Annotated in this window: 20 protein-coding genes; 8 read left to right on the forward strand and 12 right to left on the reverse strand. The window is 69.1% G+C overall.

Annotation, left to right across the window (positions count from 1 at the left end; genetic code table 11):
- The first annotated feature begins 82 nt into the window (after nucleotides 1-82).
- Nucleotides 83-445: a hypothetical protein gene (locus F8M74_RS20055; RefSeq protein WP_228559931.1), complete on the forward strand. Its 363-nt coding sequence runs from the start codon at nucleotides 83-85 to the stop codon at nucleotides 443-445.
- A gap of 69 nt (nucleotides 446-514) precedes the next feature.
- Here F8M74_RS20055 and F8M74_RS20060 read toward each other — a convergent pair whose 3' ends face one another.
- Together F8M74_RS20060 and dacB are read right to left on the reverse strand one after the other, a co-directional pair.
- Complete coding sequence (locus F8M74_RS20060; protein WP_141254480.1) at nucleotides 515-2,722, reverse strand: prolyl oligopeptidase family protein; 2,208 nt, start codon at nucleotides 2,720-2,722, stop codon at nucleotides 515-517.
- A 153-nt stretch (nucleotides 2,723-2,875) separates the two neighbouring features.
- On the reverse strand, nucleotides 2,876-4,360 hold the full coding sequence (dacB, locus tag F8M74_RS20065) for a D-alanyl-D-alanine carboxypeptidase/D-alanyl-D-alanine-endopeptidase (RefSeq protein ID WP_141254481.1): 1,485 nt from the start codon (nucleotides 4,358-4,360) through the stop codon (nucleotides 2,876-2,878).
- A 149-nt stretch (nucleotides 4,361-4,509) separates the two neighbouring features.
- On the opposite strand from dacB, the gene rdgC reads away from it, so the two are divergent.
- Together rdgC and F8M74_RS20075 are read left to right on the forward strand one after the other, a co-directional pair.
- Nucleotides 4,510-5,154: a recombination-associated protein RdgC gene (gene rdgC, locus F8M74_RS20070; RefSeq protein WP_141254482.1), complete on the forward strand. Its 645-nt coding sequence runs from the start codon at nucleotides 4,510-4,512 to the stop codon at nucleotides 5,152-5,154.
- Nucleotides 5,141-5,830: a hypothetical protein gene (locus F8M74_RS20075; RefSeq protein WP_011553182.1), complete on the forward strand. Its 690-nt coding sequence runs from the start codon at nucleotides 5,141-5,143 to the stop codon at nucleotides 5,828-5,830. The genes rdgC and F8M74_RS20075 overlap by 14 nt, the downstream gene beginning before the upstream one ends.
- 9 nt (nucleotides 5,831-5,839) lie before the next feature.
- Here the strand turns inward: F8M74_RS20075 and F8M74_RS20080 are convergent, their stop codons facing one another.
- Both F8M74_RS20080 and F8M74_RS20085 read right to left on the reverse strand, forming a co-directional pair.
- On the reverse strand, nucleotides 5,840-6,544 hold the full coding sequence (locus tag F8M74_RS20080) for a TVP38/TMEM64 family protein (protein ID WP_141254483.1): 705 nt from the start codon (nucleotides 6,542-6,544) through the stop codon (nucleotides 5,840-5,842).
- Complete coding sequence (locus tag F8M74_RS20085; protein WP_043612819.1) at nucleotides 6,537-6,962, reverse strand: GAF domain-containing protein; 426 nt, start codon at nucleotides 6,960-6,962, stop codon at nucleotides 6,537-6,539. Before F8M74_RS20085 ends, F8M74_RS20080 begins: the two co-directional genes overlap by 8 nt.
- A gap of 181 nt (nucleotides 6,963-7,143) precedes the next feature.
- On the opposite strand from F8M74_RS20085, the gene F8M74_RS20090 reads away from it, so the two are divergent.
- The gene (locus tag F8M74_RS20090; protein WP_228559929.1) at nucleotides 7,144-7,398 is read left to right on the forward strand and encodes a hypothetical protein; all 255 of its coding nucleotides are present in this window, start codon (nucleotides 7,144-7,146) and stop codon (nucleotides 7,396-7,398) included.
- Here the strand turns inward: F8M74_RS20090 and F8M74_RS20095 are convergent.
- Entirely contained in the window at nucleotides 7,386-7,790 is a 405-nt protein-coding gene (locus F8M74_RS20095; protein ID WP_141254484.1) for a hypothetical protein, read from the reverse strand. The genes F8M74_RS20090 and F8M74_RS20095 overlap by 13 nt on opposite strands.
- Nucleotides 7,791-8,080: 290 nt before the next feature.
- On the opposite strand from F8M74_RS20095, the gene F8M74_RS20100 reads away from it, so the two are divergent.
- Nucleotides 8,081-10,381: an SO2930 family diheme c-type cytochrome gene (locus tag F8M74_RS20100; RefSeq protein ID WP_216619944.1), complete on the forward strand. Its 2,301-nt coding sequence runs from the start codon at nucleotides 8,081-8,083 to the stop codon at nucleotides 10,379-10,381.
- A gap of 43 nt (nucleotides 10,382-10,424) precedes the next feature.
- On the opposite strand, the gene F8M74_RS20105 is transcribed toward F8M74_RS20100, so the two are convergent.
- The gene (locus F8M74_RS20105) at nucleotides 10,425-11,708 is read right to left on the reverse strand and encodes an endonuclease/exonuclease/phosphatase family protein (RefSeq protein WP_141254486.1); all 1,284 of its coding nucleotides are present in this window, start codon (nucleotides 11,706-11,708) and stop codon (nucleotides 10,425-10,427) included.
- 253 nt (nucleotides 11,709-11,961) lie between these two features.
- On the opposite strand from F8M74_RS20105, the gene F8M74_RS20110 reads away from it, so the two are divergent.
- Nucleotides 11,962-12,768 (forward strand): hypothetical protein, encoded by an 807-nt coding sequence (locus F8M74_RS20110; protein WP_141254487.1) that lies wholly within the window; start codon nucleotides 11,962-11,964, stop codon nucleotides 12,766-12,768.
- Here the strand turns inward: F8M74_RS20110 and F8M74_RS20115 are convergent.
- The gene (locus tag F8M74_RS20115) at nucleotides 12,725-13,480 is read right to left on the reverse strand and encodes a hypothetical protein (RefSeq protein WP_228559927.1); all 756 of its coding nucleotides are present in this window, start codon (nucleotides 13,478-13,480) and stop codon (nucleotides 12,725-12,727) included. The genes F8M74_RS20110 and F8M74_RS20115 overlap by 44 nt on opposite strands.
- On the opposite strand from F8M74_RS20115, the gene F8M74_RS20120 reads away from it, so the two are divergent.
- A complete protein-coding gene (locus F8M74_RS20120) occupies nucleotides 13,460-13,729 on the forward strand; it encodes a helix-turn-helix domain-containing protein (protein WP_228559925.1) in 270 nt (89 codons plus the stop codon). The two genes, F8M74_RS20115 and F8M74_RS20120, sit on opposite strands and share 21 nt — an antisense overlap.
- Nucleotides 13,730-13,759: 30 nt before the next feature.
- On the opposite strand, the gene xdhB is transcribed toward F8M74_RS20120, so the two are convergent.
- From xdhB to nth, 5 genes are all read right to left on the reverse strand, one after another.
- Complete coding sequence (xdhB, locus tag F8M74_RS20125) at nucleotides 13,760-17,581, reverse strand: xanthine dehydrogenase molybdopterin binding subunit (RefSeq protein ID WP_141254488.1); 3,822 nt, start codon at nucleotides 17,579-17,581, stop codon at nucleotides 13,760-13,762.
- Nucleotides 17,578-18,414, reverse strand: coding sequence for a xanthine dehydrogenase accessory protein XdhC (gene xdhC, locus F8M74_RS20130; RefSeq protein ID WP_141254489.1), 837 nt, complete (start codon nucleotides 18,412-18,414; stop codon nucleotides 17,578-17,580). The genes xdhB and xdhC overlap by 4 nt, the downstream gene beginning before the upstream one ends.
- Nucleotides 18,415-18,617: 203 nt before the next feature.
- Nucleotides 18,618-19,208, reverse strand: coding sequence for a hypothetical protein (locus tag F8M74_RS20135; protein WP_228559921.1), 591 nt, complete (start codon nucleotides 19,206-19,208; stop codon nucleotides 18,618-18,620).
- Nucleotides 19,209-19,276: 68 nt separating this feature from the next.
- Nucleotides 19,277-20,605: a DUF418 domain-containing protein gene (locus F8M74_RS20140; protein WP_141254490.1), complete on the reverse strand. Its 1,329-nt coding sequence runs from the start codon at nucleotides 20,603-20,605 to the stop codon at nucleotides 19,277-19,279.
- A 125-nt stretch (nucleotides 20,606-20,730) separates the two neighbouring features.
- Nucleotides 20,731-21,363 carry an endonuclease III gene (gene nth, locus F8M74_RS20145; protein ID WP_141254491.1) on the reverse strand — a complete coding sequence of 211 codons (633 nt, stop codon included), beginning with the start codon at nucleotides 21,361-21,363 and terminating at the stop codon, nucleotides 20,731-20,733.
- Between the two features lie 483 nt (nucleotides 21,364-21,846).
- Between nth and F8M74_RS20150 the strand changes: the two genes are divergently transcribed.
- Complete coding sequence (locus tag F8M74_RS20150; RefSeq protein WP_141254492.1) at nucleotides 21,847-23,190, forward strand: M6 family metalloprotease domain-containing protein; 1,344 nt, start codon at nucleotides 21,847-21,849, stop codon at nucleotides 23,188-23,190.
- The last annotated feature ends 104 nt before the right edge of the window (nucleotides 23,191-23,294 follow it).

Raw genomic sequence — 23,294 nt, forward strand, 5'->3', positions numbered from 1 at the left:
ACGACTCGCCAGTGAGTCGTGCTTTCCAGCTTTTTCTCGGGCTAGGCTGCCCATGCAGCTTGCTCAGGAAAGGTGGTTTCGCATGCGGGGTTCACTGAAGCGGTTCGCGCTTCACGGTGCCGTGTTGCTGGCCGTCGCAGGGCTCACGGGCTGTGGTGTGGTGGACGAAGAAGGCGCGGCGTCCGACGGGGTGAGCGAAGAGGCGGCGCTCAATACGGGGTGCTGCACGGCGCTGACGGGGACGACCCAGGCTTTCTGTGACTCGATTCCCCAGACGCCGGGGCGCTGTAATGAAGTCAACCAGGGCAACTCCTGCATCTGGACGTGCACGGGCTGCTGCCAGGCGCTTCCGGGGACGGCGCAGAGCTTCTGCGACTCGCTTCCCCAGACGGAAGGGCGCTGCAATCAGGTGTGGGGCGGCACGGCCTGTACCTGGACCTGCTGATTCGCCGTGCAGCACCGCATCCACCGCCGCGCCAGCGTCCGGGCGGCGGTGGATGCAGGCCTCACGCGGCTACTGCGGCTTGGGCGCCGCGACCTTCTTCGCCGGGGGCTGGTACTTCATGCCCAGGGCGTTGAACACGAACGAGTACACGTCGACTTCCTCCTCGATGCGCGCGTTCAGCGGCGTGCCGGCGCCGTGGCCCGTCTCCGCGTTGGCACGCAGCAGGATGGGGTTCTGCGCCTTGGTGGCCTCCTGCATCCGGGCCACCATCTTCCGCGAGTGGAACGGGTCCACGCGCGGGTCGTTCGCGCCGGACGTGAAGAGCACGGAGGGGTAGGCCGTGCCGTCCTTCACGTTGTGGAGCGGCGAGTACGCGTGCAGCGCCTTGAACTGCTCCGGGTTCTTCACGGTGCCGTACTCGGTGATGTTGAACTGGCCGTTGGGCGTCAGCTCCACCCGGAGCATGTCGTAGATGCCCACGCGCGCCACGACGGCGCCGTACATCTCCGGGTGCTGGGTGACGGCCGCGCCCATCAGGAGGCCGCCGTTGCTGCCACCCTGGATGGCCAGCTTCTTCGGCTGCGTGTACTTCTGGTCCACCAGCAGCTTCGCGGCGGCGTGGAAGTCGTCGAAGACGTTCTGCTTGTTCGTGAGCGAGCCCTCGGCGTGCCACTTCTCGCCGAACTCCGAGCCGCCGCGCAGGTTGGCCACCGCGAACACGCCGCCCTGTTCCAGCCAGAAGCCCGCCAGCGAGTTGTAGCTCGGGCTGATGGAGATGTTGAAGCCGCCGTAGCCCGTCAGCAGCGCCGGGTTGTTGCCATTGAGCTTGGTGCCCTTCTTCTTGAGGATGCTGACGGGAACCTTGGTGCCGTCCTTGGACGTGGCGAACGCGCGCACCACCTCCACGTCGCTCAAGTCCAGCGGCGACGTGCGGGCCAGCGCCGTCTTCTTCACCGTGTTGTCCTTCGCCGAGTACCGGTACCAGGCCATCGGCTGGGTGAAGCTGGTGTTGATGAAGAGCACGTCGTCATCGCCCTGGCTCACGAGCCCGCCCACGGAGGACACGGGCAGGGTGGGCACCATCCCCAGCGCCTTACCCTTCAGGTCCACCATGCGCAGCTGCGAAGGCCCGCCGAGTTGCTCGCTCACGTAGAGCCGCGACTTCGTGGGGAAGAAGCCCTGGATGCTGGCCTCACCCTCCGGCACCACCACCGTGGCCTTGTCCAGCGTGGGCGTGGCCAGCGGCAGCCGCAGCACCTTGCCGCGCGGCGCGTCCTTGCGGCTGAGCAGGTACATGGCGCCGTCGTGGCCGAAGCGCGCGCGGATGACCTTGTCCTCGAACTTCGACACCTGCGACCACTTCCCGGCGGGGTCGCGCAGGTACAGCATGTACTCGCCGCCGTCGCCGTTGGCCACGACGGCGGAGATGTGCTGGCCGTCGTGAGACGTGTCCAGCTCCGTCATCGCGATGCGCGGGAAGTCCTTGCCCAGCACATACGTGTCCTTCTCCGTGGGCATACCGAGCTGGTGGAAGTAGACCTGCTGGAAGAAGTCACGGTCCGCCTCGGGACGCTCCTCGCCGCGCGGGTAGCGCGTGTAGAAGTAGCCCTTGCCGTCCGCCGTCCACGTCAGGCTGCCACCCGCGGTGCCGCCATTCACGCGGGGCACGGTCTCATTCGGCAGCGGCTTGCCGGTGGCCACGTCATAGACGGTGACGTCGCCGCTCTCGGTGCCGTTCTTCGACATCGACACGGCGATCTTCTTGCCGTCCAGCGTGGGGACGTACCAGTCGATGGTGGTGTGGCCCGAGGGGTCCACCACCATGGGGTCCACCAGCACGCGCTCCTTGGACGTGTCATCCACCGAGCCGAGCACGACCAGGAAGGACTGCTGCTTGGGCGGCTGGGCCTTCATGGCGAACATCGTGCCCCCGGCCTCGTGCAGCCCGCCGTAGCCAGGGGACTTCCAGCTCAGCAGCTCGGAGACGCGCTGGCGGATGGCCTCGCGTCCGGACAGCTTGTCCAGGAGGGCGCGGGTGTACGCGTTCTGCGCGTCGTTCCACTGCTTGACCTGCGCGTCGGACGAGTCCTCCAGCCACTGGTACGGGTCCTTCACCGCCGTGCCGTGGTAGGTGTCCACCGTCTCCTTCTTCGGCGACGCGGGCGCCTTGGCGGCGGCCTTGCGGGGCGCCGTCGCGGCCGGCGCGGGGGCGGGGGCGGCTGGCGCAGCCAGCGGCAGGGTCAGCACCGCCGCCGTCAATGCGGTCTTCAGCTTCACGGTTCACCTCGGGGTTGGGAGACGCGCACGAAGCCTGCCACGTCCCTTGGGAGGGGAAACGGCTTCGTTGCGTTGGGAATGCCGCCGTGCGCTGGGTGTTCGCACGCGCCTCCGCCGTGCAACCGTTGGGAATGAGACGGTGCGTCCTGGCGGTCAGCGCAGCGGCAGTGTGACCAGCCCCGCGGCGAACCGGTCGAACGCCTCATTGGCGGGCAGTGCGGTGCCGTCGTCCATGTTTCCCAGCATCAGCGCGAAGACGACGCGTGGGTGCCGCGCGTCTCCTGGCCGGTCCACCACCCCCACGAAGCTCCGCTGACCGGACAGCGTGCCCGTCTTCGCGCGGATGTGGCCCGCGGTGTCGGCGGTGACGGGGCGGGCCGCGAGCGTGCCGTCCTGGCCGGCCACGGGAAGGCTGTCCAGCAGCGCGGTGCCGTAGGCTTCACGCAGGCTGGTGAAGATGACGCGCACCAGCCCCCGCGCGGTGGCCAGGTTGTACCGGGACAGGCCACTGCCATCCACCGGGCGCAAGTCACGCGAGGGGATGCCTCGGCGGGTCAGTTCCTCCGTCAGCGCGGTGCGCAGGGCGCCATAGCTCTCCGTGCCCGTGAGTTCGCGCGCGAAGCGCAGGCCCAGGCGCTCCGCGTACAGGTTGAGGGATTCCTTGTTCGTCACCTTCACCAGCTCGGACAGCGGCGGGCTGACCAGGGTGACCAGGGGCGCGGGCACGGACGGTTGCCGCGGCGTGGGCGCCTCCAGCGTCATGGGCAGTCGGGGGATGCCGCGCGCGAGCAGGGCCGCCTCCACGCAGGCGGAGAAGAGCTGCTCGGGTTCGTCCACCGACAGCCTCACCGCGGCGGAGCGGGGGCAGGTGTCCGCGGTGGAGCGCCACAGGCAGCGCACGCCGGGCCCGCCACGCTGGCGCACGCAGGCCAGGGAGGGGCGCTCCGCGTTCGTGTCCACGCCCACCACGGCCGTCAGCGTCGCGAAGGCGGGGGTCACCTGGATGGTGGCGGGCTGCGCGCAGTCCGCGCCCGCCGCCCGGGACAGCGCCACGTCCACCACGTTCTCCCGGAAGACGAAGGCCGTTGGCGCCGCGCTGTAGGCATAGGCGGCGTCATCCCAGGCCCAGCCGGGGCCGAAGGGGAACTCCGCCTCCTGCGCGCCGCGCACGCGCACCTGCCCGCGCCACTGGCGGATGCCGCGCGCCTGGAGGGCGTCCGCCACCTGCTCACACGCCAGCGCCGTCTCGGGGAAGCGCCACGAGCCCAGGGACGGGTCCCCCGTCGGGTCCACCACGATGTCGCCCAGGAAGAGCCCGCCATCCAGCGTGCCCTCCAGGGCCACCGGCGTCTGGAAGCGGAAGTCCGCGCCCAGCGCGGAGAGGACCGACGCGGTGGAGACGACCTTGAGCGTGGAGGCGGGTAGGAGCCGGACGTGCTCGCGGTGGGTGAAGAGTGGCTCGCCCGTCTGTGCGTCCACCACGTAGGCGCTGGCCAGGGCGCCTTCGGCCTCCAAGGTGTCGAAGAGCGCGCGGGCCAGGGAGGGAAGGGTGTCGCCCTCGGGCCGCGTCTCGCGGAAGCAGCCGGAGAGTACCAGGGGGGCCACAAGCAGCAGCAAGGCGGACAGGACGCAGCGCATGTCGCCCGGCACGCTACCGCCGAGGGGCGGACCTGTCATTCGGCCGGGGACAGGCCGCCTGGAAAGGGAGCGCGGCCACGAGGAAGGCGCCGTCAGCCACACCGAGTGCCTTGACGGCACGGCGCTCGCACCCCATCCTGCCGCGCCCCATGCCTGTCCTTCGTGGTGCTGTCACGCTGTCGCGCTTCCGGGTCGAACCGGCGAAGGAAGCGCCTTCGGATGTCAAACGCTGGCTGACGCGCGGCCTCAAGGCGCACGCGTTCGAGCCCATCGACCGCCGCTCCGAAGAAGAGCGCGCCGTCGGCTTCGTGGAGCTGGAGAACGAGGAGTCCAGCGAGTTCTCCGCCGGCCGTCTCTACTATGGCGAGTACGCCCTGTTCGCCTTCCGCATCGACACCATCAAGGTGCCGGCCGCGGCGCTCAAGGCGGAGCTGGCGAAGTGGGCCGCCGCCTTCGAGAAGGAGAATGGCCGCCCGCCCAGCCGGGGCGAGAAGACGCAGAGCCGCGGTGAAATCCGCCAGATGCTCCGCACCCGCGCCACGCCCCGCACGTCGACGGTGGACGTGAGCTGGAACCTGAAGACGCAGCAGGTGCAGATCTGGTCCGCGTCGCGCAAGGTGGTGGACGAAATCACCGTCGCGCTGGAGGGCGGGCTGAACGTGAAGTTCTTCGGCATGACGCCGTCGGCCATGGCGCAGACGGCGGGCATCGACGAGTCCCTGCTGGGGCCCACCACGGAGCTGATTGGCATGGACCTGCCGGTGACGGCGGAGGTGGCACATGGCGAGGCGTGACGAGGCGCGGGCCGAAGCGGCCTTCATGCGCGGTGATGTCGGCGTGGACGGCGGCGCCACCGAGGAGACGAAGGACGAGGCCGAAGTCGAAAAGGGCAAAGCGCAAGATCAGCTGCTGCGTGGCCGCGCCTATCTGGGCCGCGAGTTCCTCACGTGGCTCTTGTGGCGCACCGAGGCCGGCGGGCCGCTCGTCGAGGTGGAGGGTGAAGGCGTCAGCGTCCTCTTCATGGGCCGCGTGGTGCTGCGTGGCGTGTCCGGTGAGGTGACGGAGATGAGCGCCAAGGGCACCCTGGCGCCGTACTCCGAGCAGGTGAAGCACTCGCTGGACCGCGGGCTGCTGGTGGCCCAGGCCCGCCTGCGCTTCACCCAGGGCGAGAGGGAGTTCGAGGCCACGGTGGACTCCGAGTTCCTCGACATCCGCGCGGGCAAGCTGCCGGCGCTGATGAGCGAGGAGGAGGATGACCAGCTCTCCGAGCGGCTCCTCCTGATGGAGCAGCTGGCCGCTATGGTGGACGCGCTGGTGCAGGACTACCTGTCGGTGCGCGCCAGCAAGGGTTGGAGCAAGACGGTCGTCCCCGCGATGAAGGAGTGGATGCGCGGCGACGAGCAGGGGGCGGACGCGCTCGCCAAGGCCGCCCGCGCCCGGGGCCGCGACGCTCGCACGGCGCGGAGCTGAGCAGGCCGTCTAGCGTGTCGCCGGGTCAGGATGCGGTGGTGTCCTTCGCCGCATCCAGGCCAGCGCCAGGCCGGGCAGCAGCACCATGCCCGCGAAGAGCAGCAGGAACGACTCCAGCCGCGCGGCGCTGGCGCCCAGCGCGGCATAGGTCACCGACACGCCCAGGTTGGCCAGGGCGCTCACGGTGAGGAACGTCCGGGGGCGCATGCGGCTGGTGCCCGCGAAGAGCACGGACGTCTCCGCCAGCACCGGCACCGCGCGGAAGGCGAGCAGGAACCAGGGCCCCATCCGTTCGGCGGCGCGGGTCAGCCGGTCCAGCTCGGCGTCCCCCGCCATGCGCCGCAGCGCCGCCGTTCCGGCCCGCGCGCCCAGGCCATAGCCCACCGCACAGCCCGCCATCATCCCCAGCCAGGAGGTGGCTGCGCCGGCCCAGAAGCCCAGCAGTCCCCCTGCGGCGGTGCCCACCAGGCTGGAGGGCACCGGCAGCACGGCATCACCGGCCAGCAGTCCCCCGAGCATCAGCGCCACCTGCCAGGATGGTGGCCGCGTGGCCAGGAAGTGTGCGGACGCCGCCTCCAGGCTGTCACCGAACCAGGCGAAGGGCACCAGGATGGAGGCCAGCAGCAGCCCGCTGAAGGCCGCCCAGCCCATGACGGCGCGACCGGACAGCCGGCCTTCGCTCGCCGCCGTCAGGCCCGGCGTGGGCTCAGCCATCCGCGATGGGGAGCCGGGACGCGGCGGCCATCAGGGACGTCTCGCGCTCAGCGGCCAGCGAGCCTTCCTCGGTGAAGGCGATGCCCACCACCGCGCGCACACGGCCTGTCGCATCGAGCACTGGAATCGCCACCGCCGCGCGCGCGTCCACCGCCTTCGCGCCCGGCTTGATGTCGCTGGACGTGTCCTCCTTCAGGTTGCACGTCTGCACGGGTTGCTTGCGCACCTGGGCGAGCCCCGCCATCCCCTTGCCGTGTGGCACGTGCTGGACGGCCGCCATCAACGGCGGCGGGATGTTGAGGGCAGCCACGAGGAAGAGGTCGTCTCCCCGCTGAAGGTGGACGGTGCCCGCGGTGGCTCCGTGCTCGCTGGCGAACGACTCCAGCCACGACTGGTAGGACGCGCTCTTTTCGTTCATGGCGCGGAAAACTGTGCGCCCGGGCTTCGCCCGCAGTCAACGCGCCCGGGCCTCGAGTCGACGTTCGAACCCATCCTCCGCGAGACTGTTCAGCCCACGTCACTCCTGTGTACTGGAGGGCAACTCGTCCTCCCGCCCGTGCAGGATGAGGCGCGATGCTCCGCTGGAAGGTCGCAGGTCGATGAAGCCGCGCTCGCTCCGCTTCTATCTCGGGTTGCTCGCGCTCGGCCTGCTGGTGCCGCTCGTGCACTTCGCTGCGGGGGCGGTGAACCGCTTCGCGGCGTCACAGCGCGAAGCCCGGGCCCAGGGCATGCGCGAGACGGCCCGCGTGCTGGATGCGGGCTTCGACGAGCACCTGGTGAAGCCGGTGGACCTCACGCGTCTGCGTGAGTTGCTGCTGCCGAGGAAACGAGCCGTGCCGGCTCACTCCACGTAGCCGGGACAGTTCTGGACCGCGGGCTGGCACAGCTGCAACACGCGCGCTGGGGCCGTGAAGGTCTGCTCCCGGGCCTGGAGATAGCAACTCGCGGGGTCTTCGTCGGGTGCGGCGAACTGACACAGCTGGACGGCCTGGCTTTGCGTGAGGGAGGCTTCATCCTGGGCGCGCACGAAGCAGTCGGCGGGCGTGGATGAACGAGCGCCGCGGCAGAGCTGCGCGGCCAGGGAATCGTCGAGTCCGCCGTCGGTCGCGCGCTGGTAGCAGGACAGTTGCGGCACGACGCCCTGGGCGGCCGCGGCCGCGGGCACTCCCAAGAGGCCGAGCACGGCGGTGAGCGCCGCGCCCGCGAACGGACGAAAGAATCGGGATGTCCCACTGCCTGTCTTCATGAGGCCTCCTTCCCGAGCAATCTAGGGGCTTCCGCGCGGTGAGGCCGGCTCCCGCACGGCCGTCCGCCCCGTGGCAATGCGGCAAGGGAAGGGGTCGTTCCGCCGCCTGCCTCATTCGGGAAGATTGTCGGATGGCGCGCCGCGTCCGGGGGGAGACGTCGCGGGAACGATGCGCGGGCCTACTTCACGACGACTGCCACCCACGCGGTCCGGCATCCAGCAGAGGACGCCTTGGATGTGCGGTCCGACCCCTGGCGTTCCGCGCCTTCCCGAACCACCACAGCAGCGCCATGAAACAACGACGACCGTCTCTCCTGATGCTGCTGGGCGTTGTGGCGCTCGCGATGGGCCTGCTCGGCATTTCGCTCGCATGTCCTGGCTCCTCGGGTGACCGTTCCGGTCGCCCTGGGGACGACGGTGAAATCATCGACCTCCCATCCGACGGGGGGCCGGGCACGGACGGAGACGGGAGCGCTCCGATGGCGCCAGATGGTGGGGGCCCGGATGCCCAGGTGCCCTTCGGGTTGGACGTGCGTCCCGCGAACCCTACGTGCGTAGCACCTCCCCGGCCCCCGGACCCCGCGGGGGCCACCGTCACCCGCGCGTTCCCGGAGCTGAGCTTCACCCAGCCCTTGTTCGCTCTCCAGGCGCCGGGGGACAGCCGTCGCATCTACGTGGTGGAGCGAGTGGGACGGGTTCGCGTGTTCGACAAGGACGCCACGCCGCCCGTCAGCTCCGTGTTCGTCGACATCTCCGGGCGGGTGAACGTGGAGCATGACGAGACGGGCTTGCTCGGGATGGCCTTCCACCCGGCGTTCGCCACCAATGGCCAGGTGTTCCTCTCCTATGTCGGAAACAACGCCATGGGCGGTCTACGCACGTTCATCGTCCGCTACCGCAGCCCGGATGGCGGGGCCACCCTGGACCCGGCGAGCGCGGAGGTCGTGCTCGAACAGGACCAGCCCTTCTCCACCCACAACGGCGGCCACCTCGCGTTCGGACCGGATGGCTTCCTCTACTTCGCCTTCGGTGACGGTGGCGGACGCATGGACCCGAACCGGACGGCCCAGAATCCGGAGCTCCTGCTGGGGAAGATGCTGCGGCTCGACGTGGACAGCGCGCGGCCCTATGCCATTCCGCCCACCAACCCCTACGCCACTGTCGGCGGGCGGAAGGAAATCTACGCCACCGGCTTCCGCAACCCGTGGCGCTGGAGCTTCGACCGGAGCACCGGCGCGCTCTGGCTGGGCGACGTGGGCGAAAAGCTCCTCGAGGAAATCAACCGCGTCGAGCTGGGAGGCAATTTCGGCTGGAGCATCCTGGAGGGAACCGAGTGCGCGCGCGGTAGCGGCTGCAAACCCACCGGGTTGACGCCGCCCGTGGCTGTCTATGGCCGCGCAGAAGGCGTCTCCGTCACCGGAGGCTACGTGTACCGCGGCACCGCCGTACCGGCGCTCGCGGGCAAGTACGTCTTTGGCGACTTCGGCTCGGGCCGCATCTGGACGCTGCCGGGTGACGCCCTTCCTGGTGCAGCCGCGGCGCCCCAATTGCTCGCCACCACGGCGCTCAGCATCTCCTCGTTCGCCGAGCTCAACGACGGCGAACTGCTGGTGTTGGACTTCGCGGGGGGAGGACTGCACCGCATCCACGCGTCTCTGCCCGCCGCGCCGGGTGGCGAGGCGTTCCCCACACTGCTGTCCGCCACGGGCTGCGCGGACCCGACGAACCCGAACCTCCCCTCGGCGGGCCTCATCCCGTATGGCGTGAATGCCCCGCTGTGGTCGGACGGCGCGCAGAAGGAGCGGTTCCTGGGCGTGCCAGACGGGGCGGTGATGACGGTGGGGCCGGAGGGCGTGCTGGACGCGCCCCCCGGCACCGTGACGGTGAAGACGTTCCTCCTGGGCGGGAAGCGCGTGGAGACACGCCTCTTCATGCGCCATCCGGACGGCATCTGGGCGGGCTACACGTACGAGTGGAATGAGGCGGGTACCGACGCGACGTTGCTGGAGACGGGCAAGGTGAAGCCGGTGGGGACGCAGACGTGGACGTACCCCAGCCGGGGTGAATGCATGCAGTGTCATACCGCCGCCGCGGGCTTCGTGCTGGGCCTGGAGGTCGCGCAGCTCAACGGGGATTACACATACCCGGGCGGGCGCATCGCGTCGCAGCTCCGGACCCTGGAGCATATTGGCGTGCTGAAATTGTCGGCCCCGGTGGAGCAGTTGCCCCGGATGCCTGCCTACGCCGGACCGGAGCCCGTGGAGACGCGCGCGCGGGCCTACCTGCACGCCAACTGCGCCGTCTGTCACCGGCCCAATGGCCTGGGCCGCGGTGAGTTGGACCTGCGCTTCTCCACGTCGCTCGCCGCAACGAAGATTTGTGGTGTGGCGCCAGAGCACGGTGAGCTGGGCGTGGCCGGAGCGATGCTGGTCGCGCCGGGAGACCCGTTGAAGTCGGTCCTGTCGCGGCGCATGCACTCGCTGTCGACGCCACGCATGCCGCCGCTAGCCAGCGCGGTGAAGGACAAAGAGGGCACGGGGCTCGTGGACGCGTGGATTACGTCCCTGCCTGCGTGTCCCGCGGGGCCCTGAGGCCTCGCGGGACGGGGGCGCCAGCATCTGTGAGGCTGGCGCCTCAGGTGGGCCGCTGGACGGTGCCGGAAGCGGGTTTGCCGTCCTTCAACCCTGGCGTCCGCACGTCGTAGTGCGCCACCACGGGTTGGTGGTCGGAGGACTCGGTGCTGCGGTCCACCTCGAAGAGGCGGGGGACCAGTCCAGGGCTGGCGTAGAGGTTGTCGAAGCGCTTGCCCGTCGCGGGCACCACGCCATTCTCATCCGGCAGCGAGGTGAGGGTGGCGCTGTCCGCGATGTCCTGGAGCCGCAGCCATTGCTCGCTGCCGCGTTGCACCTGGCCGGAGCGCAGCTCGGCGCACGCCTGCTTCGGCGTCATGAGCGAGCCATCCGGCAGGCGCACCTGTGCGGTGGTGGCATGGGCGATGGTCTCCGGCAGGCTCTGCTCCATCACGTGGAGCTCGTGTCGCAACCGCGGGTCGGCGATGTTGCCCACCCCTTCGTCCCCCACGCTGGCGTGGGGCTCGCCGTAGCGCACCTCGTATTCCTCCACCGTGTCGGTGTCGTCGTACGTCCTGAGGTGGGCCATCAGCCAGGAGCCGCCTGTCTTGATGGCGGTGTTGGCGTTGAAGTCCCCCAGCACCACCGCGTGCATGACCTCCCGGTGCTGCAGCAACGCGTTGAGCTGGCGGAGGTTGCGGGCGTTGATGCCGGAGTCGCCCAGGGTGTGGTGCACGTTGTAGAGCACCACCGGGTGACCCTCCACCTCCAGGCGCACGTACAGCGCGCCCCGGTCCTCGGGAATCTCGCAGGGGTCTCCGCCACGCCGCATGATGGCCGCGTCCCGCTCCGCGTCGGGCGTGGCGTACGTGAAGTGCGCCGCGTCCACCAGCGGGTGCCGGGTGAGGAAGGCCTTTCCGTTCACCAGCCGCGCGCCGGGGCCGCCGTCATGCCCCTGGTACGCCAGGTGGAAGCCGTAGCGCTCCGCGAGGAGCACGGCGATGGGGACGTTGGCCTCCTGCAGGCCCAGCACGTCCGGCAGCCGTCCGCGGGCCTCCAGGTTGTCGAAGTAGTCCAGCAGCGCCTGGCGGCGCTTCCCACCGAGCAGGATGTTGTACGTCATCACCGTGAGCCCTGGCCCGCGCGGCGAGCGCACCGCGGGGTTGCGGACCACCAGCGTGCGGCCGTCGCCCAGCGCTCGCTCCGTATTGGGCAGGGACACCGCGGTGAAGTCCGGAAGCGTCACGGTGGTCTCCCGGCGCGGAAGGGCGCCCTCGTGCCCGTGCGCCATCCGGCCAATCAGGGGGCCGACCCCCGGCAGGTGCTCCAGCATCTCCGGAACCTTCATCGGGGCTCCTTCCGCGGGAGCGGCTGCGCGGGTTGAGGGCGGAAGGTGTCTTCGTGAAAGGCAACTGGCGCCACAGGTCCTCCTCGATGCCCTCAAGGTCTGTGCTCGCCCTCCCCATGACCAGGGGGCTCCCAGGGAATGGAGGGCTGGCCAGGCTGCTCCGTTCGGATGGAGGGCGGCCAGGCCTCCGGGCGCGCCGTCCCGGGCTTGGATACCGAGGAAGCGCGGGCGCGCTTGTGGTTGAATACCGGACATGCGGCGATTGGCGTTCCTGGCGGTGATGGCTCCTCTCCTGGTGGCGTGTGCCACGACCAGCCAGGTGGTGCCCCGAAGCACCTCCTGTGAGAAGGGCAGCCTGTGGGCGTGCAACGAATGGGGAGAGCAGCTCCTCCAGGACGGAGACCGGAGCCAGGCGGAGACGGCCTTCTCCAAGGCGTGTGACGGTGGCTCGACGCAGGGGTGCCTGGCCCTGGGGCGCCTGCGCATGGCGGACGGCAACCTCGCGGGCGCCGAGGCGCCGTTCGTCACGGTGTACGAGACGGACAGCGAGGAGGGCGCCCTGGCGCTCGCGGACCTCTACGACGCGCGCGGTGGCGAGGCCCACGCTCGGGCAGCGGCCAAGCTCCGGAGGGAGGCACCGGCGCTGGACAAACCGGCCTTCGACTTCGCCATGCAGTACCGGGTGGGGGCCTGGCGGCCGACGGCGGACCTCGCCCTCAACATCCAGCCCATGGCCTTCCTGGAACGGCGACTCAACATCGGCTCGAACCTGGCCTACACGAGCCGGGGCATCTCCGAGTTCAACGGCTTCGTCGGCTACCAGCACTTCGTCAATGCCTGGGTGGTGCCCTACGGCCGGTTGATGATGGGCACGGCGACACGCGCATCACGCGACCCGGGCTTCAACGTCGGCGCGGAGGTGGGCACGCGACTGGCCCTGGGGTACTTCGGCCACGTCAACGTCGCGGCTGGCATGTCCCGGGCGAGCGGCAACTACATGTCCGTGGGCGTGGGCCTCAACGGCCTCTTCGTGCTGCTGATGCTGCTGCACGCACCTTGACGCTTCCGCGCGTGGGCCGCCCGAGCACGTACGTGATGGCGGCCTTGCCCGGGGCCTTCGCCTCGCCCACCTCCCAGGCGTAGCCCTCGCGCGCCAGGGCCTCCGTCATGCGCCGGAGCTCGTCGGGCTGATGAGTCCTCAGCGCGGACACCAGCCCGTCCCAGAAGATGATGAGCGGCGCCACCGGCACCACGTAGGTGAGCAGCAGCCGCAGCGGCGTCAGCGGCTTCACCAAGGGAGTGAAGAGCAGCACCAGCAGGGGCACCAGCAACATGGACAGGATGGCCGGGGGCGTGCGGCGCACCGTCTCGAACGCGGCGATGGGAACGCCGCGGGCCTGGGCGTCCTCGAGCACCGCGCGGGCCTCGTCCGGCCGGAAGTGGTGCAGGGCGTTGAAGAGGGTCCGCATGCCCCGCAGGTCCGCCGGAACCTGGAGCGCGTCCACCGAGCGTTCCAGGTACTGCACGCCCTCTGCCCGCGCCCGCTCGGCGGCCTGGGCGTTGGGGAACTTGTCGGTGAGCACCACGCGCGCGTCGATGCCGTGCTTCTCCGCGAGCAGTTGGCGCAGGCGGGGCAGGGGGCCTCGGCCGCCGGAGGCCAGGTCCACCAGGTCCGGGCCCTGCGCCGCGTTCAGCCCGCGCGCCAGGATTTCCGCCGCCGCGTCGAAGATGCCCAGGCGCGTGCTGACGGTGTGGAGGTAGTCGGTCGTCAAGTCCCTCAGCGCGCCGGGGACCCAGCGCTCCAGCGGCGGCTCGCGGGCGAAGGGCAGAGCTATGCGGCCATCGTCGAAGCCCTGCGCCGAGAGCTGTCCGAGTCCTACCTCCAGCGCCGCATGTCCATCTCCGAGGTGTCCTTCCTCCTCGGCTACGCGGACCCGGTGGCCTTCCACCGCGCCTTCAAGCGCTGGTGGGGAGTGAGCCCGGAAGGCTTCCGGAGAGAGCGGCTCCAGGCCCCACGCTGAGCCTGGACCACTGTCCATCCGAGCGACGTTTCAGGCCGCCTCGCGCCCGCCCGCCGCCGCCGCGCGCGCCAGCCGCTTCTGGATGGCGAGGAACAGCGCTTCGTGCGTGGCGGGGGAAGCCAGCTCCACATCGCCACCGGACTGGCCGAACGCCGCCACCGCCTCACGCAGGGCCTCGCGCGCGGACATGGCCAGCATCAGCGGCGGCTCGCCCACGGCCTTGCTGCCGTGGATGGTGTTGTGCTGGTGCGCCCGCTCCAGCAGCCGCACCCGGAAGTCGATGGGCGCGTCGCTGAAGGCCGGCACCGCGTAGGTGCTGGCGGAGTGCGTGAGCAGCCGGCCATTCGCATCCCAGCGAAGCTCCTCGCCCGTGAGCCAGCCCAGGCCCTGGACGAAGCCGCCTTCAATCTGCCCGCGGTCCACGGCGGGGTTGAGCGAATCGCCCACGTCCTCCAGCAGGTCCACGCGCAGCACGCGCTTGACGCCCGTGTGGCCGTCCACCTCCACCTCGCACACCGCTGCGCCGTAGGCGAAGTAGAGGAAGGGGCGTCCGCGGCCCTTGGCCTTGTCGTAGCCGATGCCCGGCGTCTGATAGTAGCCCGTCGTGGACAGGCCCACCCGGGACAGGTACGCCGCCTCCACCACGTCCGCGAAGGGCAGGGCGAGCTCGGGCTCACCGCGCAGGCCCACCTTCCCATCGCTGAACAGCAGGGCATCCGGCGCCACATTGCGCCCGTGCCGGTCCGACAACAGCCGCACGGCCACCGGGGCCAGCCGCTCCCGCAGGGTGACGCAGGCCACCCGCACGGCGGCGCCGTTCAGGTCGGAGCCGCTGGAGGCCGCGGTGGCGGAGGTGTTGGGCACCTTGTCCGTCGCCGTCTTCGCCATCCGCACGGCGTCCGCCGTGACGCCCAGCTCGCGCATGACCACGCCCAGCACCTTGGTGTGCAGGCCCTGGCCCATCTCCGTGCCGCCGTGGGACACCATGACCGAGCCGTCCCGGTACACGTGCACCAACGCGCCGGCCTGGTTGAGGAAGGTGGCGGTGAAGGAGATGCCGAACTTCATCGGGGTGATGGCGAGTCCCCGCTTGATGAAGGGGGATTGGGCGTTGAACCCCGCCACGTCGCGTTGCCGGCGCTCGAACTCCGACGACTTCTTGAGCTCCTCCCAGACGCGGAGGATTCGCTCGTCCTCCAGCTCCTGGCCGTAGTGCGTGGTGTTCGTCTCCCCAGTGCCGCGGTAGAGGTTGCGCTCGCGGACCTCGTCCGCCGGCAGCCCCACGGCCCGGGCCACGCGGGCCAGGACCTCCTCCGTCACCAGCATGCCCTGCGGACCACCGAAGCCGCGGAAGGCGGTGTTGGAGACGAGGTGTGTCTTCGCCACCCGCCCGGAGTACGCCAGCGCCGGCACGTAGTACGCGTTGTCCAGGTGGAACAGCGCGCGGTCCAGGATGGACTCGGACAGGTCCAGGGACCAGCCACCGTTGGATACCAGCTGGACGCGCAGGGCCAGCAGCCGTCCCTGGTCGTCGAAGCCCGCCTCGTAGGAGGCATGGAACGGGTGGCGCTTGCCCGTCACCGCCATGTCCACGTCGCGGTCTAGCATCCACCGCACCGAGCGTCCCGTGTGCCACGCGGCCAGCGCGACGAACGCGGCGGGCGCGTTGCCCTGCGTCTCCTTTCCGCCGAAGCCGCCGCCCATGCGGGGTGACTGCACCACCACGCGGCTGCGCGGCAGGTGCAGCACGTGGGAGATGATGGCCTGCACCTCGGACGGGTGCTGGGTGGAGGACACGACGGTGATGTCGCCGTCGTCACCGCGCTCGGCGAAGGCGGCCTGCGTCTCCAGGTAGAAATGCTCCTGCCCGCCAATGGCCAGCGTGCCCGACAGGCGGTGGGGGCTGCTGTCCATCGCGGCGTCCACGTCGCCCCGGCGGATGACGTGCGGCTCGGTGTGGTAGCTGCTCCGCGCCACGGCGTCCTCCACCGTGAGGATGGCGGGCAGGGGCTCGTACTCCACCTCCACGGCGCGGGCGCCCGCGCGGCAGGCCTCCACGGACTCGCCCACGACCAGCGCGACAATCTGCCCGTGGAAGAGCACCTCGCGGTCCGCCAGCAGTGGCTCGTCGTGGCGGATGGGGCCGGTGTCGTTCATGCCGGGGATGTCCTCGGCCATGAGCACCTTCACCACGCCGGGCACCTTGCGCGCCGCGGTGGGATCTCTCTTGAGGATGCGGGCGTGCGCATGGGGCGAGCACACCGGCCACACCTCCAGCATGGGCCGCTTCTGCGCCATGTCGTCCACGTACCGCGCGCTGCCCGTCACGTGGCCCAGCGCGCTCTCGTGCCGCAGCGCGCGTCCCGCGTCCGCGGGGGCCTGGACCTCACCCGCGTCGAAGCCCGGCGCGGCGTCCAGGGCCGGGCTGTGCGAGCCGGAGAAGAACTTCTCCAGCAGGCCCGCCACCAGTCCCCGTCGGTACTCCGCGCTGCCGCGCAGGTCGCTGATGGGCGTGATTTCCTCCGCGAGCACGGGCAGCACGCGCGCCACCGTCTCGGCCGTCCAGGGCTGCCCGGTGAGCACCGCCTCCGCGCGGCGCGCACGCACCGGCGTGGCCGCGACGCCGCCGTAGCCCAGGCGCGCCAGCTTCACCACGCCGCCCGCGTCCAGCTCCACGCGGAAGCCCGCGGCGACGATGCTGATGTCCAGCTCGCGCCGCTTGGACACCTTGAAGGAGTCGGAGAGCCGCCGGCCGCCCTCGGGCACGGCGGCGTGGGGGATGATGATGTGGCGGACGACCTCGTCCGATTGGAGCGCCGTCTTCCGGTAGGCGAGGAAGAAGTCGGACAACGCCACCGTGCGCTCGCCCCGCACCGAGCCCAGGACGAGCGAGGCATCCAGGGCGAGCAATACCGGCGCCATGTCGCCAATGGGCGACGCGGTCACCAGGTTGCCCGCCAGCGTGGCGCGCTGGCGAATCTGCCGGGAGGCGAAGACGTTGAGCATCTTCTTCACCTCGGGCAGCTCGTCACCCAGGGCTTCTTCCAGCGCCACCAGTGAGGCCGCGCCGCCCACGTACCAGCCATCCTCCCCACGGCGGACCGCGCGCAGGGACTCCACGCCCTCGGTGGAGATGAGGAAGGGGTAGCGGCGGGCCTTCTTGGTGATGTCCACGCCCAATTCAGTGGCGCCCGCCACCAGGTGGGCCTCCGGGTGCTTCGCGCGCAGGTCGAGCAACTCCTCCCACGACGTGGGGCGCAGGAAGGTCTGTCCACCGGCCTCGTAGCGCAGCGGGGACAGGGGCTCGGCGGGGCCTTCGAGCGGCGCGGAGGGGATCGCCGTGGCGGGCGCCGGTCCTTCGTCGCGCTGGGCCAGCGCTTCCATCATTGCGTCGCGAATGGGGCGGTAGCCGGTGCAGCGACAGAGGTTGCCACAGAGCTGGTCCGCCACGGCTGACGGGGTACAGACGTCCTTGCGGGAGTACGCCTCCGCCATGGAGACGATGAAGCCCGGCGTGCAGAAGCCACACTGCGAACCGTAGTGCTTCACCATGGCCTGCTGCACCGGGTGGGGCTTCTCGCAGCTGCCCACGCCTTCCACCGTCACCAGCTCACGGCCGGCCACCATGGGCACCAGGGCGATGCAGGCGTTGAAGGCGCGCAGGCACCGGTTGCCCTGGGCGTCCCGGTCCACCAGGGCCACGGTGCACGCGCCGCAGTCGCCCTCGGCGCAGCCCTGCTTGGTGCCGGTGAGGCCGCGGGCACGCAAGAAGTCGAGCAGCGTGGTGTTGGGGGAGACGCCATCGACGCGGACCGTCGCGCCATTGAGCTGGAACTCGAACATTTTGCTCATTCTCCTGACGAGCCCCCGCGCATGCGGGGCGTCTCCGAGGGCGGGGCCTCGGCGGTAGTTTCGGTGTCTGCGCCCTGGTGATGGAGCTGAAGGAGTCCGGCGGCGATGCTCACCGCGACTTCCTGGGGCGACTTGCCGCCAATCTCCAGCCCCATGGGGCAGCGCACGCGGGCCAACTGAGCCGCCGTCGCGCCCCGGGCCTCCAGGCGCTGACGGAAGCGGGCCCATTTGGTGTTGCTTCCAATGAGGCCCACGTAGCGCGCGGGCTTCTCCAAGGCGAAGGCGATGATGTCCTGATCCAGGTCATGCCGGTGCGTCATCACCGCGATGTACGTGCGGCGCGCGTCCCAGACAGCGCGCGAGGCGAAGACGTCCCACGGCTCCTCGTGGCGGATGACCGAGGCGGGGATGCGCTCGCCGTGGACCCATTCGGGGCGCTCGTCGACGAGGTGGACCTGGAAGGGGGTGCCGTCCAACGTGCGGCACAGGGCCTGACCCACGTGGCCGGCGCCGAAGAGGTACAGGCGCGGGCCGTGGTTCAACGGCTCCATGAAGACGTCCACCACGCCACCACAGCATTGGCCGAGCTTCGAGCCCAGCGGATACCGGTACGCACGGGGTTCCCCTTTCTCCAGGCAGGCGCGGGCGTCCGCGAGGACGAGCTGCTCCAGGTGGCCACCGCCCACGGTGCCGTGGAACGTCCCGTCCGCGCGGACGAGCAGCTTCGCGCCGGGCCTGGCGGGGGTACTTCCCTGACACACCGTCACGGTCGCCACGGCGAACGGAACATCGTCCCGCGACCACTCCGCCAGTTGGCGGATCCAATCCGACATTGTCGGCAGAGTCTGCCACAGGCCGGGCCGCCCACGTCACGTCCATGAAACTGAGTCCGGCTCAAAACGCGTAGCGTACCTGGCAGTAGGGCAGGTGGCGGGCCCGCATTTCCTTGAATTCAGCGACCAGTCGGCCCTTGAGTCCGGTGCGGTAGCGCACGTTGTGGCCTCCGGTCGCTGTTGTGCGGCGACGGGGAAAGTGCTCACTGCTCGCGCAGGGAGAAACTCCAGGCCGTCTCACGCTGCAGGTAGGGCTGCTGAGACCCGAGCTCCGCGACATACGTCCCGGACGATGGGGCCGTGAAGGTCTGGTTCCCCGTTCCTGCCTCCTCGTCCGCCAGGGCGACCTGCGCGGCATGGGGATCAAGGATCCGGATGGTCGTTCTGCTGCCGCGCACGACGTAGGTCCGGCCCGCCTCCAACTCGAAGGAAAGGACGTCCACGTCCGAGCCCAACTCGAAGACACCGGCCACGTTCACGGGAACGGTCTGCGGCGTGGCGTGTTCGGCGTCGTTGCCGTGGTCATCCGTGCTCGCCTGGTCCAACTTGAACGTGAAGTCGTAGGGAATGGACCTCGAGCTGACGATGAACGTGACGAGCCCCGAAGCCGGCGTATGGACGTGCCACAAGCCGTCCCCGACCTTCAGCATGTAGAGGGGGGCGCCGGAAGTGCGCGTCGTCAGCGTACATGCCCAGGTGCAGGACAGCCGGTAGAACACATCCGCGTCGAGCGGAATCGAGATGGCGTCCAGGTCCGTCTCCTTGTGGATGAGCCCGGTGATGGTTTCCCCCACGTCAGCGCGGGTGGCCGTTTGGGGGGTAGCGCCATGGTCATCCGTTTGACGTCGCCAGGTCGAGCCCGTCACGCCGTCAGGGGCGCGGGCGTGTCGGACGCGGCGCGCCGCATGGGCTGTGCCTTCCCGTACGTCAACGAGCGCCACGCCCACTCCACTGGACCGAAGCGGTAGCGTGACAGCCACAGGTGGCTCCACAGCACCTGGACACAGAAGATGCCGACGCAGATGACGACACACGCGAAGGGGCCCCGCTTGCCCACCTGCCCCAGGCCATAGCCGTAGAAGATGAGCAGGCTGATGACCGTCTGAGACAGGTAGTTCGTCAGCGCCATGCGTCCCGCGGGCGCGAGCAGTCCCAGCGCCCGCTGCCAGGTGGCGCGCTGGAAGAGCAGGGTGATGCCCGCCAGATACACGCCCGCGAGCCCCACCTGTGCCAGGTTGCGCAGCGGGGCCAGCACCAGGGGCAGCCACACGGGCATCGTCTCCGGCGTGAGCACCTTCTTCTGCATGAGCACCGTCACCACCACGCCGGGCACGGAGCCCACCACCGCGGCCACCAGCCCCCAGCCGAGCAGGCGGCGAAAGAAACCCAGGTGCGAGGGGACGTCCTGGAAGATGCCGCGCCGTCCCGCCCAGAGCCCGAGCGCGAAGCGGCCCAGACAGGTCAGCAGTCCGGCCAGCATCATCGTGAAGAACTCATCGCGGTAGAACCCGGCGCTGGTCTTCGTCACGTCCCACCAGCTTCCCCCGGTGATGGCCGTCAGCATCCGCGCATGGATGGCGGCGGACTTCTCGCGGGCCGCGGCCATGACCGCGGCACCGGCCTCGGGTGAGTCCGCCAGGAGCTGCGGCAGCCGCCAGAGGAGGCTCATGAGCAGCGGCCACACCAGGACGAGCACCGCCGCGATGATGAGCAGCGTCCGCTCCGAACGCCGCCGTAGGAGCAGCAGGCCGAAGCCCATCAGCGCATACGAGGAGAGGATGTCGCCGTACCAGAGCAGGAACAGGTGCAGGACACCCACCACCAGCAAGACCGTCAGCCGCCTCGCGTAGAGCGGGACGAAGCCGCCACCTCGCGCTTCGGCCCGGCCGAGCTGAACCGCGAAGCCCAGGCCGAAGAGGAAGGCGAAGAGGGTCATGAACTTCCCGGAGACCAGGACCTCGAAGGCATACCGGGTGATGGTGTCCAGGAGCGAGGCATTGGCGATGGACGCCTCGAATTGTTCCCGGGGCAGGAACACCCTGCCGCTGAACCACATCTGCACGTTGGAGATGAGAATGCCGAAGAGCGCGAAGCCACGCAGCGCGTCGAGCAGCTCCAGGCGCTCACCTGCCTCGACCGGGCGGGCTTCGGCGAGCGGTGCGGATGCAACGGAGGAAGGGGCGTTGGGCATGATGACTGAACAACGTCATACAGCCACGTCGATTGCGAATTCCTCCGTTTTTGATGCGCGTCTTTTCGCGTCCCAGGAGCGTACGCGAAAAGACACTCATATCCCACAGGCGGACAGGGATTCGGCTACACGCCGATACGCGGGCACACATCCTTTACGATGCAGACGTCGCATTTCGGCTTCTTTGCGGTGCAGGTGTAACGCCCATGGAGGACGGTGGCGGGGCCGAAGAAGGTCCACTGATCCTGGGGCACCAGCTTCATCAGGTCTTCTTCAATCGCCTCGGGTTTGTCTTTCTTCGTCAGGCCCAGGCGCTGGCTGACGCGCGCCACGTGGGTGTCGACGATGATGCCGGAGGGGAGATTGAAGGCGGTGTTGAGGACGACGTTGGCCGTCTTCCGCGCCACGCCCGGGAGCGTCACCAGTTCGTCGATGGTGCGGGGGACCTCTCCGCCGAACTTGTCGAGGAGCGCGCGGCTCATGGCCTGCACGGACTTCGTCTTCTGCTTGAAGAAGCCGGTGGGCTTGAGGTCCTCCTCCAGCGCGGCGGTGTCCGCGTCGGCGAAGGCCTGTGGACCCGGGTACTTGGGAAAGACAGTGGCGGTGACGCGGTTGACGCGCTCGTCGGTGCACTGCGCGGCCAGGATGGTGGCGACGAGCAGCTCGAAAGGTGTGGACCAGTTGAGTTCGTAGCGCGCATCCGGATGGGCTTCCCGGAGGCGCTCGAGGAAGAGGGCGGCTTTCTCGGCGGGATTCATGGTGGCGTGAGTAACCACCACCCTACTCGGAGCGTCTGACATGTGCCACGAGCGTTTGGGCGCCGCTCAGCAGGCGCTTGGTCGCGGAAAAGCCGAATACGTAGAGGTCGCGCTGCTTCTGCGCCGCCCTGGGCAGGTGAGGGGGCGTGGCTCCCATGCCGGCAGTCGCCCCAAACATCTTCTCTCTTCATCCCTTTTCGCAGGACCCCTTGATGAGTCCGAGTGCAACGACAGTTCAGTGGGCAGCCCTTTGCGCGGTCCATGTCGTCCGCTGGTTCGATCCAGGCGTTGCTTCGAAGACAGACCCTCTCGCCGAAAAGGTTCTGGCACTGACTGTGCAGTTCAGACAGGCGCCAGGATGAGACAGTCGGACAAGAGGTGTCTGGGTGTCTGGCCTGGCGAAAGGGGTGGGACATGTGCAGCGATCATTCACCTATCGAGCGGCCTTGCCGCGTTCCTCCAAGTCCAGAACTCCGGAGCAGGATGAAGGAGCGTTTCCAGGGTATCCAGGCCGTATCGGAAAACCTCTTTGGCCGACGGCTTCTCCTTCGTGAGACGCACGCCATGGGGTTGAACGACGGCCTCATCATCCCTGGCTCGTATTTCCCGCTGGGGACCGGGCCGAATCGGGTCCGCAACTTCGCCCTTGAGCGCCAGCCACTTCGGGGGCAAGTGCGCGTCATCGTCGTCCTCGTCGACTTCGAAGACAGGCCCATGAATCGAAGCCAGCAGGAATTCGAGGACCTTTTCTTCTCACAAGGGAAGAAGATCCCGACGGGAAGTGTGCGGGAATATTTCGAGGAGGCCAGTCATGGGCTCGTCGACATCGTAGGGCAGGTCGTCGGTCCGTATCGCATGCCTTGCAAGCTGGCCCAGTACGCTGGGAACGGTTCGGGCACTGACAATCCGGAGCCCAACGCGCGGACCATGGCGAGGCATGCCGCCCAAGCCGCGGCCAGCGTGAACTTCTCGCCCTACGACAACGATGGAAACGGCTTCGTCGACGCGTTCATCGTGGTTCACTCAGGCGGTGGCGCAGAGCAGACCGGCAGCGCTGGTGACATCTGGTCGCACAAGTGGGTTCTTGTCGGGGGGGAACACAATGCGCAGGGGGCCAAAATCTTCGGGTATTTGACCATCCCGGAGGATGCGAAGATCGGCGTCTGTTGCCATGAAATCGGACACCTCGTGTTCGGCTGGCCGGACCTGTACGACGCGGATGGCTCCTCGGAAGGGCTCGGGAACTGGTGTTTGATGGCGGGTGGAAGCTGGAACAACAAAGGCGATGTCCCGGCCCATCCATCCGCTTGGTGCAAGGCCAGGCAGGGATGGGTCTCCATCGTCAATTACACCGCCAACAGGAGCGTGAAATTCGCCGACGTCAAGACGGAACACTCGGTGCACAGGCTTTGGAAGAACGGGGTGCCGGGCTCCGAGTACTTCCTGGTCGAGAACCGCCAGCAGAACCAGTACGACAGATTCCTGCCTGGTTCGGGACTGCTCGTGTATCACGTGGATGAGTCCATTCCGGACAATACGAACGAAGTCCATCCTCGGGTTCGCCTGGTTCAGGCAGATGCCTTGGAGGATTTGGACCGTGCCGTCAACCGGGGCGACGACGGGGATCCATTCCCGGGTCGTTCTGGTAATTCTCGCTTTGATTTCAACACCCATCCGAGTTCCCGTGCGTATTCCGGGCGTGACAGTTGCGTGTCCATTTCCGACATCAGCCCTTCCGGGATGTCAATGACGGCTCACGTCGAAGTCAACAGGGCACAGAAAACCAGAGACGTCCTGCAGCAGCTTGTCAATGACTGGCCTGAGTGAGCGCGCGGTGCTGGCCGCGAGGGACGACGCTTATGGTGCAGATTCAGGAGAACTGGGCCGATGTGCGGGGGCAAGTCCTCTCATGGTGGCCGCAGAGTGACGTT

It is taken from the genome of Myxococcus sp. CA023 (assembly GCF_010998615.1).
In the GTDB taxonomy this organism is placed as follows: Bacteria; Myxococcota; Myxococcia; order Myxococcales; family Myxococcaceae; genus Myxococcus.